Raw genomic sequence first — 14,602 nt, 5'->3', positions numbered from 1 at the left:
GTGGCTAGACTAAATGCGGCAATCTGCCACGTCTAATCGCTATTACCAATCTATCAATAGATGACGTCGATCAAGATATGGCCGCTGATTTCTGATAGAGGGCGAAACACGCCTCCGCCAGCGCCGAGCGAGGCGCGCCACGGCGCATGATCAGGCCAAGCGGTACCAGGGTTTGCGCCTCTTCGATGGGCTGCATGCGTAAATCTTCGGTCAGTATGTCCATGCCGCTGTTCAATGGCATCACCGCACAGCACAGCCCGCCGTGCACAGCTTGTAACAATTGATACACCGCATCGGTCTGCAACAGCGGCTTGGGCGTCAGCCCTCGACTGTGGAAACTGTGGTCGATGGACTGGCGAAAATGCATGCCGCTGGTGAGCATCCCCAGGGGCAGTTCGATCAACGCCTGCCAACTCAGCGGTTGTTCACCAAAGTAGAAGAAACGCTGGTCGTACAACAGGCCCATGCGGGTCGGCGTGAAACTCAGGGACTCGAAGCGCTCGTTGTCCAGGCGTTCCAGGTAGGAGATCCCCAGGTCGATGCGGTTATTGGCCAGTTGTTCGATGATCTGCTCGGAGCTCAGTGAGGACAGCTCGAAGCGCAGGTTGGGATGCTCGGTATGCAAGCGCTGCATCATCGACAGCGGGTCGAAGTCCGACAACGGAACGATGCCCAGGCGCAGGGTGCCCACCAGGTTGCCACGACAGGCCGCCGCTTCGGCCTGCAGGCCATCATAGGCCGCCAGCACCGTGCGGGCCCAGGCCAGCACCCGTTCCCCCGGTGCGGTGAAGCCTTCGAAACGCTGGCCTCGATTGACCAGTGGCAGGCCCAGTTCCTCTTCAAGGCTGCGCAAGCGCATCGACAAGGTCGGTTGGGTGATGTGACAGCGTGCGGCGGCCTGGCCGAAGTGGCGGGTTTCGTCCAGTGCAATGAGAAATTTCAGCTGCTTGATGTCCATCTTCGCTCCGGGGCGCAGGAAGACCCGATTCTAGCGCCTGCGCAAGGCCGGGTCATTGGTCGATCCGCAGCCCGGTTCGCCTGGCTTGGACTAGGCTGTCCCAAATAGGTCTGCAATCGGCCATGGCGCGTTGAAACGAGGCTCGTGCGCGAGTCCGATCGGAATGCTCATGTACTCCAGTCCGCTCCGCTTCCTCGCCCCGTTTCGCCTTGCCTGGCCTTTACCTATTTCAAAGAGCCCAGTTTTTTGCGATTGGACACAAAAACCCAGGGAGCGTGCACCATGAGCATCTTCAACTTTGTAAAGGAAGCAGGCACAAAACTGATCGATCTGCTGACCCCCGGCAACGCCAACGCCAGCGAGCAGTTGAGAGCGCACATCGAAAATGTCGGGTTGGGTAATCCGAACGTCCAGGCGACCATCGAAGGCGACAGGGTCATCGTGACCGGCGAAGTCGAAAGTCAGGAAGCAAAGGAAAAGATCCTGTTGGCGGTAGGCAACATCGAAGATGTCGGCAGTGTCGAAGACCGGATCACCGTGACCGGCCCCGTGGAGCAGCCTGCGCGGTTCGTGACGGTGAAGAAAGGCGACACCCTCAGCGCCATCGCCAAGCGAGAGTATGGCGATGCGAACCAGTACAACAAGATCTTCGAAGCCAATAAACCGATGCTCAAGCACCCGGACAAGATCTATCCGGGGCAGACGTTGCGCATCCCGCAATAGTACCGCCCATGGCGAGGGGACAGGTCCCCTCGCTTCACCGACGTCATAGACCCACAAGCACGTCCCGGTAATCCTCCAGCGCCTCGAACTCCCCCGTGTCCTTGGGGCCTTTGCGGCTGTCCGGCTCCCTGACGGCCAGTAAGTGCGCCACGCCGAAATCCCTTGCGCTGCGTAGTACCGGCAGGGTGTCGTCGATAAACAGGCTGCGGGCCGGATCGAAGTTCAGGTCGGCTTGCAGTGCGTCCCAGAACTGCGGATTTTCTTTCGGGAAACCGTAGTCATGGGAGCTGATCAAACGCTCGAAATAAGGCTCAAGCTCGATACGTTCCAGTTTCAGGGACAACGAGTCCCGGTGAGCGTTGGTAATCATCACCACCCGCTTTCCGGCTCGCTGGATCGCCGCCAGGAAGGTATCGGCGTCGGGTCGCAAGGCGATCAGGTGTGCGGTCTCCAGCTTCAATTCGCGCACCGGCAGCTTCAGTTCGGCGGTCCAGAAGTCCAGGCAATACCATTGCAATTGTCCGGCGTTGCGTTCGAACAGCGGTTGCAGCTCCATTTCGGCCATGGCCCGGCTCACGCCATGCAGTTCGGCGTAGCGCTGGGGCAGGTGCTCCATCCAGAAATGATTGTCGTAATGCAGGTCCAGCAGCGTGCCGTCCATGTCCAGCAGAACCGTATCGATCTCGTGCCAGGGCAACAAGGTCATAAAACTTCTCCAGCGGTAATCGGATATCCGACACAAACAATCAGAATAGGCCGGGTATAGTAGCCCGCTATCGCCCAGGGAGCCGTTTATGCGCCAGAAACCCACCATACTCGATCGACGGATCGTCGCCACCAGCCGCCTGTTTTGCGTGGAAGAACTGAAACTGCGTTTTTCCAATGGTGTGGAGCGCACCTATGAGCGCCTGGCGGGCAAGGGCGCCGGGTATGGGGCGGTGATGATCGTGGCCATGCTCGATGCCGAGCACGCGGTGTTGGTGGAAGAGTATTGTGGCGGTACCGATGCCTACGAACTGTCCCTGCCCAAGGGATTGATCGAGCCCGGGGAAGACGTGCTGGCGGCAGCCGAGCGGGAGCTCAAGGAGGAGGCCGGTTTCGGTGCGCGGCAACTGGAGCACCTGACCGAACTGTCCTTGTCGCCCGGCTACATGAGCCAGAAGATCCAGGTGGTGCTGGCAAGCGATCTGTACGAGGAACGGCTGGAGGGCGACGAGCCCGAGCCGATGCGCGTAGACAAGGTCAATCTGCGGGAGCTGGCGGCCCTGGCGCAGAACCCGCAATTCACGGAGGGCCGCGCCTTGGCGGCGTTGTACCTGGCCCGTGACCTGCTGACCCAGCGCGGAGCATTCCTGGCATGAATTATCCTCATCCACTGATGGCCCCCGTCATCGAGCTGGCGCTCAAGGCCGGTGAGGCGATCCTGCCTTTCTGGCGAGCCAACGTGCAGGTTGATCGCAAGGCCGACGAGTCGCCCGTCACCGCGGCGGACATGGCCGCTCACGACGTCATCGTGGCCGGGCTGACGGCGCTGGCGCCGCAGATCCCGATCCTCTCCGAGGAGGACGCCGATATCGCCCAGGACCTGCGCGCCGGCTGGCAGCGCTGGTGGCTGGTGGATCCGTTGGATGGCACCAAGGAGTTCATTTCCGGCAGCGAGGAGTTCACGGTCAACATCGCACTGATCGAGCAGGGGCAGGTGGTGTTTGGCGTGGTGTCGATGCCCACCAGTGGGCGCTTCTACGTCGGCGGCGCGGGGCTCGGTGCCTGGCGTGGTGACAAGGGGGGCGAGCCGTCGCCCATCGAGGTTCGTCATGCACTGGCGCCCGGCGAAACGTTTACCGTGGTCGCCAGTCGCCGCCATACCAGCCCCGAACAGGAGCGCCTGCTGGATGGCTTGAGCCAAAGCCTGGGAGAGCTGCAACTGACCAGTATCGGCAGTTCATTGAAGTTCTGCCTGGTGGCCGAAGGCGCGGCGGATTGCTATCCACGGCTGGCGCCGACGTCCCAATGGGACACCGCTGCCGCCCAGGGCGTGCTGGAGGGCGCGGGGGGCGAGGTGTTGGACCTGAGTGGCGAAGTGTTCTGCTATCCACCGCGGGAGTCGCTGCTCAATGCGTCGTTCCTGGCGCTGCCGGCGAAAGCCGCGTGGCGGGGCAAATTGCTGGAACTGGCCCGCTCCTGAGCCACCTCCGGCCATACGGGTGAGGGGATCGCTCCCCGTTGGGCTGCGCAGCCGCCCCAAAAACCAGGGCTGCTTCGCGCCCCGACGGGATAACTCCCCTTGTCACAGGTGTTGCGGTGTTTTTTCAATGTCAGCGGTGCAACACGTACTGCCCTTCGAACTGCACCGCGGTGTCATCGCTTTCCACGTTCATCACCTGGGTCTGCAGGGCCAGCCGCGCCCGGCCATAGCGCCGGTAAGTGGCCAGGAAGCGTTTCCAGGTCTTTTCCTCGGGCGCATCGCAGACAACCGTCGCATCGCGCGTCACTGGCAGCGGATAGCTGATCTGCCCTTCCTGGATCACGATATGCCCGTCTTCGATGCCTTCCTCGCGCAAGGCCAGGTGCAGCCAGCCCCAACCGCCGAGTACCGCGCCGCAATACAGGCTACCGCCGAACATGGTGCTCTTGTGGTTGACGTTGGCCGCAAGTGGCAGGAACAGGCGCAGTTGCCGGGCCTGCCAATCGAGCACCTTGAGGCCCATGTCCCGGGTCAGCGGGATGTCGTGGTGCAGGATCGATTCCAGGTAGCGACTGTCGCGGTTCATTGCAGGCCTCTTGGGTGAAAGAAGGATGACGATAACTCAATCGGACTCATCGGCCGCACCCTGGCTGCTGTCGCCAAAGGTCAGGCCATGCTTGCGCAGCTTGTCGTGCAAGGTCTTGCGCGGAATGCCCAGGGCTTCGGCGAGGCTGCGTACCGAGCTGTGGGGGCGGGCCAGTTCGGCGGCGATCAGGGTCTTCTCGAAGTTTTCCACTTGTTCGCTCAAGCCGCCGCTGACGATCTCCACCGGTGCCCCCGGGGTGCCGTCCGGCACGCTGTTATCCAGGGCCAGTTCCAGGCCCAGGGCAAAGCGTTCGGCCGCGTTCTGCAGTTCCCGGACGTTGCCCGGCCAACTGTGACGCAGCAACAGCGCCCGTTGTGCAGGTTGCAACTCATGGGGTGGCAGCCCGTGGCGGGCGCTGGCTTCGTTGGCGAAGTGCTGGAACAGCATCAGCGTATCCTCGCCCCGCTCGCGCAGCGGCGGAATGCGCAGCGGCGCGACGTTCAGGCGGTAATACAGGTCGGCGCGGAAACGCCCTTGGTCCGCGGCCTGGCGCAGGTCTTCCTTGGTGGCGGCGATGATGCGGATATCCAACGGGATCTGTTGATTGCCTCCCAAGCGTTCCACCACGCGTTCCTGCAACAGACGCAACAGCTTGACCTGGACGTCCATGCTCATGCTTTCGATTTCATCGAGAAACAGCGTACCGCCGTTGGCGAACTCGAACTTGCCGATGCGGCGCTTTTGCGCCCCGGTGAAAGCGCCAGGCTCGTGGCCGAACAGCTCGCTTTCCACCACCGATTCGGCCAGCGCTCCGGCGTTGATCGCCACGAACGGGCCGTTGCGCCGCCCCGAGAGGTCATGCAAGGCACGGGCGACCACTTCCTTGCCCGCACCGGTTTCACCCAGGATCAATACGTCGGCACGGGTCGCGGCCAAGGCGCCGATCTGCTCGCGCAGGCGCAGGATCGGCGTCGATTGGCCGATCAACCGGGCGCTGAGCTCATGACGGTCACTGAGGGCCAGGCGCAGGCTGCGGTTGTCCATCACCAGGCGGCGTAGCGCCAAGGCCCGGCGTACGCTGTCGAGCAAGTGATCGCTGGGGAAGGGCTTCTCCAGGAAGTCGTAGGCGCCCGCGCGCATGGCCTGCACTGCCAGCGGCACGTCGCCGTGACCGGTGATCAGCAGCACCGGCAATTCCGGATCCTGGGCATGCAGCAGGTTGAGCAGTTCGAGGCCGTCGATACCCGGCATGCGGATATCGCTGACCACCACGCCCGGCCAGTCACGGGGCAATTGCTCGACAAGGTCCTTGGCCTCGCCCAGGGGCAGGACTTTCAGCCCGGCCAGGTCGAGGGTCTGGCTCAGGGCCTGGCGCAGGTGGGGATCGTCGTCGATCAGCACCACCTCAATCCGGTTATCGATGGTCATACGCTACGGTCCTCGGATGGTTGCAGGCTCACTCCGGGCGCGCCGGCGCGCAGCTTGAGGGTGATCAGTGCGCCGCCTTCCTTGTGGTTGGCGAACGACAGTTCACCGCCGAAGGCGCGCATCAGGGTTTCGCAGATCGCCAGCCCAAGGCCAAGGCCCTGGGTACGGGTCTTGGTGGTGTAGAAGGGTTCGCTGGCGCGGCCAAGGGCTTCCATGCAGAAGCCTGGACCGTTATCGCGGATGTACAGGGTGACGCCGGTTTCGGTGGCCTGGGCACTGAGCCAGAGTTTGCGCGGCGGACCTTTCTCGGTCAGGGCATCCAGGGCATTGGCCAGCAGGTTGCCCAGCACCTGGCGCAAGCGGGTTTCGCCGGCCTCGACCCACAGCGTGGCGGCCGGCAGGTCACGGATCAGCTCGACTTCCATGCTGCGGCGGCGTTTGGCAAGCAACGCCAGGGCGTCGTCCAGGGCCGGTTGCAGGGCGACGCTTTCCGGAGCGTGGCGGTCGCGCCGGGCGAAGGCGCGCAGGTGGGCGATGATCGAGGCCATGCGCCCGGTCAGTTCGCCGATTTGCTTGAGATTGCCCCGGGCGTCCTCGGTGCGCTGGTGGTCCAGGAGGATCTCGGCGTTTTCGGCATAGCTTCGAATCGCCGCCAGGGGCTGGTTGAGTTCGTGGCTGATACTGGCCGACATGGTGCCCAGGGCGGAAAGTTTGCCGGCCTGGACCAGGTCGTCCTGGGCACGGACCAGCTCCTGCTGGGCATGTTCACGCTCCAGCACTTCCTGTCTCAGTCGCCGGTTCAACCCTTCCAGGTCGCTGGTACGCTCGGCCACCCGGCCCTCCAGTTCGTGGCGTGCCTTGGCTTCGAAGGCGATCCTATCCAGGTAATGGCGCCGGCGCTGCATCATCAATCCGAGCAGCAGCATCAGCACCAGAAGCGCCGCGCCGCCCGTGGCGACCACGGTGCGCACTGGCCGGTCGATCAGCGTACGAGGGGCGAGAATGCTCACGCTCCAGCCCGTCTCCTCGATGGACTGGGTCTGGGTCAGCCAGGCGTTGGCATCCAGGTTCAACGGCTGGGGATCGCGGGTCGGGTAGGGCTGTACGGCGCTGATGGCCGTGCGCTCCTCGTCGCTGAGGGGGCGGGTCGCGCGAAATCGCCACTCCTGCCGAGATGTCAGGATGACCACGCCGTTGTGGTCGGTGACCAACAGTTGCTCCGGCGTCTTGCCCCACAGGCTTTCGGTGTGGTCCAGATCCACCTTGACCACCAGCACGCCGATGACTTTTTCATGGTCGCGTACCGCGGCGGCGAAAAAGTAACCGCGCTTGCCCGACGTGGTGCCCAGGCCGAAGAAGCGTCCCAGGCGCCCGGCCATGGCTTCGATGAAATACGGCCGGAAGGAGAAATTGCGCCCGACGAAACTGTCATGCTTGTCCCAGTTCGACGCCGCCAGCGTCTTGCCGGTGGGGTCCATCAGGTACATCACTTCGGCCCCGCTCTGGGCGCTGATGTTCTTCAGCAGCTGGTTGGCGTTGCCTTGGGTGACGCTGTCGTCGGGAGCCGACAGTGCCGCGCGCAGGGCCGGCAGGTCGCCGAGGATCTGCGGCAGCACCTCATAGCGATGCAGCGTACCCAACAGGTTGGCGACGTACAGATCGAGGGTCTGGCGGTTCTGCCCGGCCAGTTCGCTGCGGTAATAACGTTCAGCCAGATGCTCCAGCGGCCACAGCAAGGGTGCCAGGCACAGCGCTAGCAGGGCCAGGCTGCGCCAACGGGGTCTGCGGGGAAGAGTGGAGTTCATAAACGTGCGCCTGTGGGAACACGCGCATTATGCCCGGGCTTGAATGGAAAATGCCTGCGCAGCGACGTACAAAGCCGGCGCTGCCTGAAAGATATTCTTCGGCCAGAGCCTAGGTCTGCCCGGCAAGGCACTGGCGCAACGCGATTCGCCAGTCTGGCTGGCTCACTCCCCATTCCCGCAGCAGTCGCGAGCAATCCAGCCGCGAGTTGAGGGGCCGATGAGCCGGCGTCGGGTAAGCACTGGAGGGGATGGGTTCGAGTACGGCACAGGGCTTTTGCTGCTCGGCCAGATGTTCGCCGATGGCCTGGGCGAAACCGAACCAGGACGTCTCGCCCTGGGCCGTCAGGTGATAGGTGCCCCAGGCGCCAGGCTGTCCGGCCTGCCAGCGCTCGATGAGCTTCGCGGTGCTGTCGGCAATGGTGGCCGCCCAGGTCGGTGCACCGATCTGGTCGGCCACCACCCGCAGGCTCGGTTTTTCCTGAAGCAGGCGCTGCATGGTCAGCAGGAAATTGCGACCTCTGGTGGAATACACCCAGCTGGTGCGCAGTATCAGGTACTGCCCCCCGGCCTGGCGGATCGCATCTTCGCCGGCCAGTTTGCTGCGTCCATAGACGCTCAGCGGGTTGGTCGCGTCGTCCTCGGTGTAGGGCTCGCGCCGGTGGCCATCGAAGACATAATCGGTGGAGTAATGGATCAACGGGACGCCCAGGGAGACCGCCGTTCCAGCCAGGATCCCGGGGGCGGTGGCGTTGATGGCGAATGCCAGCTCCGGCTCGCTCTCGGCCTGGTCGACTGCCGTATGGGCCGCGGCGTTGATGATCAGGTCCGGCCCCAGGGCAGTGATGGCGGACCGCAGGTTGTCCGGGTGCGCCAGGTCGAGCTGGTCACTGCCGCGCACGATCAGTTCCGCAGTGCCGGCCAGGCGCGATTGAAGCGCCTGAGCCACCTGGCCGTTGCGGCCAATGATCAGGATGCGCAAGGAGGCAGTCATGGGAACAGGTCGGCCTCGTCCAGGGATTTGCCGTTCTGGTCCTTGGGCGACAGGATCGGCGTGTCTTCGAGCTCCCAGTCAATGGCCAGTCGCGGGTCGTCCCAGCGAATGCAGCGTTCGGCCGCGGGGGCATAGTAATCGGTGGTCTTGTAGAGGAAATCCGCCGATTCGCTCAATACCACAAAACCGTGGGCAAACCCGGGCGGAATCCATAGCTGGCGCTGGTTGTGCGCCGAAAGACGTGCGCTGGCCCACTGGCCGAAGGTGGGCGAACTGCGGCGGATGTCCACCGCGACGTCCAGCACTTCTCCGGCGGTGACCCGCACGAGTTTTCCCTGGGCCTGTTCGATCTGGTAATGCAAGCCGCGCAATACGCCCCGGCTCGAACGCGAATGGTTGTCCTGGACGAACTGCAGGGCACAGCCTGTGGCATCGGCGAACGCCCTGGCATTGAAGCTCTCAAAGAAAAAACCGCGATCGTCACCGAAGACTTTCGGCTCGATGATCAGCACTCCAGGCAATCGGGTGGCGATGACGTTCAACGTGTCTCTCCCACGATCTTGAACAGGTACTGGCCATAGCCGGTCTTGCCGAAATAGCCGGCGCGCTCGAGAACGTGCTCGCGACTGACCCATCCCTGCTGGTAGGCGATTTCTTCCAGGCAAGCCACCTTCAGGCCTTGTCGGTGCTCGATGGTCTGTACGTACTGCGAGGCCTCCAGCAAGCTGTCGTGGGTGCCGGTGTCCAGCCAGGCGAAACCCCGGCCGAAGCGCTCGACATGCAGATCGCCGCGTTGCAGGTAAGCGTTGTTGACGTCGGTGATTTCCAGTTCGCCTCGCTTGGAGGGTTTGATGGACTTGGCGATCCGGATCACGTCGTTATCGTAGAAATACAGGCCGGTCACCGCGTAGCTGGATTTAGGTACGGTCGGTTTTTCTTCGATAGAAATGGCATGGCCTTCGTCGTTGAAGTCAATCACGCCAAAACGCTCCGGATCCTTGACCCAATAGCCGAACACGGTCGCGCCGCTCTGTCGGTTGACGGCGGTCTGCAACTGCTCGCTGAAGCGCTGGCCGTGAAAGATGTTGTCGCCCAGGATCAGGCACACCGGGTCGCTGCCGATGAACTGCTCACCGATCAGGAATGCCTGGGCCAGCCCATCGGGCGAAGGCTGCTCGGCATAACTGAACTGCACGCCGAACTGGCTGCCGTCGCCCAGCAGGTTGCGGTATTGCGGCAGGTCTTGCGGTGTGGAAATCACCAGGATGTCCTTGATGCCTGCCAGCATCAGCACCGAGATCGGATAGTAGATCATCGGCTTGTCATAAACCGGCAACAGCTGTTTGGACACGCCGAGGGTAATAGGGTGCAGGCGTGTGCCGGAACCGCCGGCCAGAACGATGCCCTTCATCATGCAATCGATTCCTTGTTGTCGAGCGAGCCCAGGCGCTCGCCCTGATAGCTGCCGTCCTGGACACGTCGGCACCACAGCAGGTTTTCCAGGTACCACTGCACAGTCTTGCGCAACCCGGTATCGAAGGTCTCCTGCGGCGTCCAGCCCAGCTCCCGTTCGATCTTGCCGGCATCGATGGCGTAGCGCAGGTCGTGACCGGGACGATCCTTGACGAAGGTAATCAGGTCGGCGTAGTGCTCCACCCCTTCGGGTTTATGTGGCGCGAGCTCTTCCAGCAGCGCGCAGATGTTGCGTACCACATCGATGTTCTTCTGCTCATTGTGGCCGCCGATATTGTAGGTCTCGCCGACGGTACCTTCGGTGACGACCTTCAGCAGCGCCCTGGCGTGGTCTTCAACGTACAGCCAGTCCCGTACTTGTTGACCGTCGCCGTATACCGGCAGCTGCTTGCCTGCCAGCGCGTTGAGGATCACCAGCGGAATCAGCTTCTCGGGGAAGTGGAACGGCCCGTAGTTGTTCGAGCAATTGGTCAGCAGCACAGGCAGCCCGTAGGTACGCTGCCAGGCACGGACCAGGTGGTCGGACGCCGCTTTGCTGGCCGAATAGGGGGAACTGGGGGCGTAGGCGGTGGTTTCGGTGAACAGGTCGTCCACGCCATGCAGGTCCCCGTAGACCTCGTCGGTGGAAATGTGGTGGAAACGAAACGCGCGCTTCTGGGGTTCGGGCAGGGCCTGCCAGTAGGCGCGGGTCGCTTCCAGCAGGCTGTAGGTGCCTACGATATTGGTCTGGATGAAGTCCGCCGGGCCATCGATGGAGCGATCCACGTGGGACTCGGCCGCCAGGTGCATGATCGCGTCGGGCTTGAACCGCTCCAGCACCGCGCTGACAGTCGGTTGGTCGACGATATCGGCCTGTACGAATTCATAACGACTGTCATGATCGATGCTACTCAGGGATTCAAGATTGCCTGCGTAGGTCAGCTTGTCGAGGTTCAGGACCTGATGTCCCGTATCGTGGATCAAATGCCGTATGAGAGCCGAGCCGATGAAGCCGGCACCGCCAGTGATGAGAATGCGCATCCGGTTAAGCCTTTTTCCATGAGACGACAAAGCATGGAGCATAGCTTGTCGGCAGGAGGAGGGGGATGCAAGCGGGATCTCGGGGCCAGAGGGCGCGAAAGGGATGGCACAGGCGCTTTTCTTACCGGACAACCCGTCGAGGGGGGGATCGCCGACCCGTCCCGGCGCCATGGTTTCCGCAGGGAGGGGTTGCTTATCCCTTGACTCAGTGGCGAGATAGGCACTCAACAAACCACCCTAGGGGTCGTTACATGCCACTCGCCACGTTGGTTCACCGTGCCAGTTTGCCAAGCCCACAGCTCAGCGCCGCCCAGGCGGTGGTACTGCTGCGCTCGAATTACGGACTCAGCGGTGACCTGCGACCCCTTGGCAGCCAGCAGGACCTCAACTTGCGCGTCGACAGCGAGCGCGGACGATTCGTGTTGAAGATCTGTCATGGCGACTATGCCGTCCAGGAGCTCCAGGCCCAGCATGCCGCTCTCAAGCAACTGGCCGGGAACGGCGCCGTGAAAGTGCCGCAGGTCATCGCCGCCAATAACGGCCAGGACTTGCTGACACTCGATGTGGACGGCCAGGCGGTACACGTCCGCTTGCTGGAATATATAGACGGCCAGCCCCTGACCCGGCTCAAGCACATGGGACCCGAGCTGGTGAGCGGCCTGGGGCGCCTGTGCGCGCAAGTCGACCTGGCCCTGGCGTCGTTTGACCACCCGGGCCTGGAGCGCACCCTGCAATGGGATCCTCGCCATGCCAGTGCCCTGATCGACCACCTGCTGCCCGTCGTCCAGGATGACCCGCGGCGCAGCCTCGTCGCTGAAGCCGCGCAACAGGCCGAGCGGCGCCTGCATCCGCTCAAGGCCAGCCTGCCGGTACAGGCGATCCACATGGACCTCACCGATGACAATGTGGTCTGGCAGCGTGATGCCCTGCGTCGGTGGCAGGTGAAGGGGGTCATCGATTTCGGTGATCTGATCCGTACCTGGCGCATCACCGAGTTATCGGTGACCTGCGCGGCGTTGTTGCATCATGCCGACGGCGATCCGCTCTTCATCCTGCCGGCGGTCCAGGCCTATCACTCGGCCAACCCCTTGCAGCGCGAGGAACTGTTGGCGCTTTGGCCGTTGATCGTGACGCGTGCCGCCATACTGGTGCTCAGTGGCGAGCAACAGGCCAGCATCGATCCGGATAATGCCTACAGTCGCGATAACCTGGAGCATGAATGGGAGATCTTCCGGGTCGCCCACTCGGTGCCGTTCGAATTGATGGAAGCAGCGATCCTGGCTGCCGTCGACCAGTCTTTGCCACCTGTGGCCAGTGAAGGCTTCGCGCCGTTACTGCCCACCCTGGTGGGGCGTGAGTTCGCCCTGATCGACCTGGGTGTGCTGAGCCCGCATTTCGAGGCCGGGAACTGGGAGGCACCGGGTATCGACCGGCGTCTGCTGGGTGAGGCCGCGGCCGTTCACGGGCTGGCCGCCAGCCGCTACGGGCAGTACCGATTGTCTCGAACCCGGCCGGACAGTGCCGAGGAACCCGATACTTTCCCGCTGCATGTGGAATTGCACGTACCCAGGGGCACGCCATTGGAGTCGCCGTTCGCCGGTGTGGTGCACAAGCGCGCCGACGGCATGCTGCAGCTGGACGGTGCGCAGTTGAGCGTGCGGCTCTGGGGCGTTACTTCGCCTTTGCACTCCGGAGCCGCGCTGGTCAAGGGACAGGTATTGGGGGAGGTGAGCGAGCCCTTGCTGGTTCAACTATGCCGGGGCGCGCAGTTGGATCCACCGCTGTTTTGCACGCCGTCCCGAGCCGCGGCCTGGCAGGCGCTGTGCCCGTCGCCCTCGGTGTTGCTGGGGCTGGCGTGCGATGCCGAGGCAGAAGTGGACGCCAAGACGCTGCTGGCCCGTCGCGACGCGAGCTTTGCCCGGACGCAGAAGCACTACTACGTCGATCCACCGCGCATCGAGCGTGGCTGGCGCAACCATCTGATCGACATGCAGGGGCGCTCCTATCTCGACATGCTCAACAACGTCGCGGTACTGGGACACGGCCACCCGCGCATGGCGGCAGTGGCCGCCCGGCAATGGTCGCTGCTCAATACCAACTCGCGTTTTCACTATGCATCGGTCACCGAGTTCTCCGAACGCTTGCTGGCGCTGGCGCCGCCGGGCATGGACCGGGTTTTCCTGGTCAACAGCGGCACGGAGGCCAATGACCTGGCGATCCGCCTGGCCTGGGCCTATAGCGGTGGCCGGGACATGCTCAGCGTATTGGAGGCCTACCACGGCTGGTCGGTGGCAGCCGATGCGGTGTCGACCTCCATCGCCGACAACCCCCAGGCGCTGAGCAGTCGCCCGGACTGGGTGCATCCGGTGACCGCGCCCAACACCTATCGCGGGGAATTCCGCGGTCCGGACAGCACGCCGGACTACCTGCGCAGCGTCGAACACAGCCTGGCGAAAATCGCCGAGCGCAAGCGTCAACTGGCGGGCTTTATCTGTGAGCCTGTGTATGGAAATGCCGGAGGGATCGCCCTGCCGCCCGGTTACCTCAAGCAGGTCTATGGGCTGGTGCGCGAGCGGGGGGGGTGTGTATCGCCGATGAGGTACAGGTCGGCTACGGGCGTATGGGCGAGTTTTTCTGGGGCTTCGAAGAGCAGGGAGTGGTGCCGGACATCATCACCATGGCCAAGGGCATGGGCAACGGCCAGCCCTTGGGTGCGGTGATCACCCGGCGGGAAATCGCCGAGGCGCTGGAGGCGGAAGGCTATTTCTTCTCGTCGGCCGGTGGCAGCCCGGTGAGTTGCCAGATTGGTATCGCCGTGCTGGATGTCATGCAGGAAGAAAGGCTCTGGGAAAACGCCCGGGAAGTGGGGCGGTATTTCAAGGCGCGGCTGCAAGCCTTGATCGAGCGCCATCCCTTGGTGGGCGCAGTCCATGGCTCGGGGTTTTACCTGGGACTGGAGCTGATCCGCAATCGCGACACCCTGGAGCCGGCCACCGAAGAAACCGCGGCATTGTGCGATCGCCTGCGGGAGCTGGGTATCTTCATGCAACCAACCGGTGATTACCTGAACATCCTCAAGATCAAGCCTCCGATGGTTACCACGCGCCAGAGCGTGGATTTCTTCGTCGATATGCTGTCGAAAGTGTTGGACGAAGATCTATGACCATTCCACAGGGCTGACGCCCGCACCAGGGCTTGCCCGTGACGGCTGCGGACCGATCGATCTTCAGGGTCGACGGTCCATTGCCTGCGCGGGCAAGCCCGCTCCACCCAACACTAAAACTTTTATATCGATATTTGTCGGCTTAAATAAGCGGTTTGAGGTTCTTGTTAAAAAAATTTGCTTCTAAAGTCGATTTTTATCGGCTATAACGTCTCCCGGTGACGCGGTGCCTCTGTTCGCACCTGGGGTTCACTTTCCGTCATCGATCGA

The 14,602-nt window shown here is 62.9% G+C and carries 12 protein-coding genes and 1 pseudogene; 4 read left to right on the top strand and 9 right to left on the bottom strand.

Annotated features, from left to right (window positions below):
• Window positions 1–70: 70 nt before the first annotated feature.
• Window positions 71–958 carry a LysR family transcriptional regulator gene (locus BW992_RS05630; protein WP_072397741.1) on the bottom strand — a complete coding sequence of 296 codons (888 nt, stop codon included), beginning with the start codon at window positions 956–958 and terminating at the stop codon, window positions 71–73.
• A 282-nt stretch (window positions 959–1,240) separates the two neighbouring features.
• On the opposite strand from BW992_RS05630, the gene lysM reads away from it, so the two are divergent.
• On the top strand, window positions 1,241–1,681 hold the full coding sequence (lysM, locus tag BW992_RS05625) for a peptidoglycan-binding protein LysM (protein WP_072397742.1): 441 nt from the start codon (window positions 1,241–1,243) through the stop codon (window positions 1,679–1,681).
• Window positions 1,682–1,724: 43 nt separating this feature from the next.
• On the opposite strand, the gene yrfG is transcribed toward lysM, so the two are convergent.
• Complete coding sequence (gene yrfG / locus BW992_RS05620; RefSeq protein WP_072397743.1) at window positions 1,725–2,387, bottom strand: GMP/IMP nucleotidase; 663 nt, start codon at window positions 2,385–2,387, stop codon at window positions 1,725–1,727.
• Window positions 2,388–2,475: 88 nt separating this feature from the next.
• Here yrfG and nudE point away from each other — a divergent pair, with 88 nt between their 5' ends.
• On the top strand, window positions 2,476–3,042 hold the full coding sequence (gene nudE / locus BW992_RS05615; RefSeq protein WP_072397744.1) for an ADP compounds hydrolase NudE: 567 nt from the start codon (window positions 2,476–2,478) through the stop codon (window positions 3,040–3,042).
• Window positions 3,039–3,866, top strand: a complete 828-nt coding sequence (gene cysQ / locus BW992_RS05610) for a 3'(2'),5'-bisphosphate nucleotidase CysQ (RefSeq protein WP_072459164.1) — start codon at window positions 3,039–3,041, stop codon at window positions 3,864–3,866. The genes nudE and cysQ overlap by 4 nt, the downstream gene beginning before the upstream one ends.
• Window positions 3,867–3,996: 130 nt before the next feature.
• On the opposite strand, the gene BW992_RS05605 is transcribed toward cysQ, so the two are convergent.
• From BW992_RS05605 to rfbB, 7 genes are all read right to left on the bottom strand, one after another.
• The gene (locus tag BW992_RS05605) at window positions 3,997–4,452 is read right to left on the bottom strand and encodes a YiiD C-terminal domain-containing protein (protein ID WP_072397746.1); all 456 of its coding nucleotides are present in this window, start codon (window positions 4,450–4,452) and stop codon (window positions 3,997–3,999) included.
• Between the two features lie 36 nt (window positions 4,453–4,488).
• A complete protein-coding gene (locus BW992_RS05600) occupies window positions 4,489–5,880 on the bottom strand; it encodes a sigma-54-dependent transcriptional regulator (RefSeq protein WP_072459165.1) in 1,392 nt (463 codons plus the stop codon).
• The gene (locus tag BW992_RS05595; RefSeq protein ID WP_072459166.1) at window positions 5,877–7,685 is read right to left on the bottom strand and encodes a sensor histidine kinase; all 1,809 of its coding nucleotides are present in this window, start codon (window positions 7,683–7,685) and stop codon (window positions 5,877–5,879) included. The genes BW992_RS05600 and BW992_RS05595 overlap by 4 nt, the downstream gene beginning before the upstream one ends.
• A 109-nt stretch (window positions 7,686–7,794) precedes the next feature.
• Entirely contained in the window at window positions 7,795–8,676 is an 882-nt protein-coding gene (rfbD, locus tag BW992_RS05590) for a dTDP-4-dehydrorhamnose reductase (RefSeq protein ID WP_072431751.1), read from the bottom strand.
• Window positions 8,673–9,218, bottom strand: a complete 546-nt coding sequence (rfbC, locus tag BW992_RS05585; protein ID WP_072459167.1) for a dTDP-4-dehydrorhamnose 3,5-epimerase — start codon at window positions 9,216–9,218, stop codon at window positions 8,673–8,675. The genes rfbD and rfbC overlap by 4 nt, the downstream gene beginning before the upstream one ends.
• The gene (rfbA, locus tag BW992_RS05580) at window positions 9,215–10,090 is read right to left on the bottom strand and encodes a glucose-1-phosphate thymidylyltransferase RfbA (RefSeq protein WP_072397751.1); all 876 of its coding nucleotides are present in this window, start codon (window positions 10,088–10,090) and stop codon (window positions 9,215–9,217) included. The genes rfbC and rfbA overlap by 4 nt, the downstream gene beginning before the upstream one ends.
• Complete coding sequence (gene rfbB, locus BW992_RS05575) at window positions 10,087–11,169, bottom strand: dTDP-glucose 4,6-dehydratase (RefSeq protein WP_072397752.1); 1,083 nt, start codon at window positions 11,167–11,169, stop codon at window positions 10,087–10,089. The genes rfbA and rfbB overlap by 4 nt, the downstream gene beginning before the upstream one ends.
• 251 nt (window positions 11,170–11,420) lie before the next feature.
• Between rfbB and BW992_RS05570 the strand changes: the two are divergent.
• Window positions 11,421–14,332, top strand: a pseudogene (locus BW992_RS05570) (aminotransferase).
• Window positions 14,333–14,602: the final 270 nt, after the last annotated feature.

This window comes from Pseudomonas sp. 7SR1 (assembly GCF_900156465.1).
In the GTDB taxonomy this organism is placed as follows: domain Bacteria; phylum Pseudomonadota; class Gammaproteobacteria; order Pseudomonadales; family Pseudomonadaceae; genus Aquipseudomonas.
This window is presented reverse-complemented; position numbering and strand designations above follow the sequence as displayed.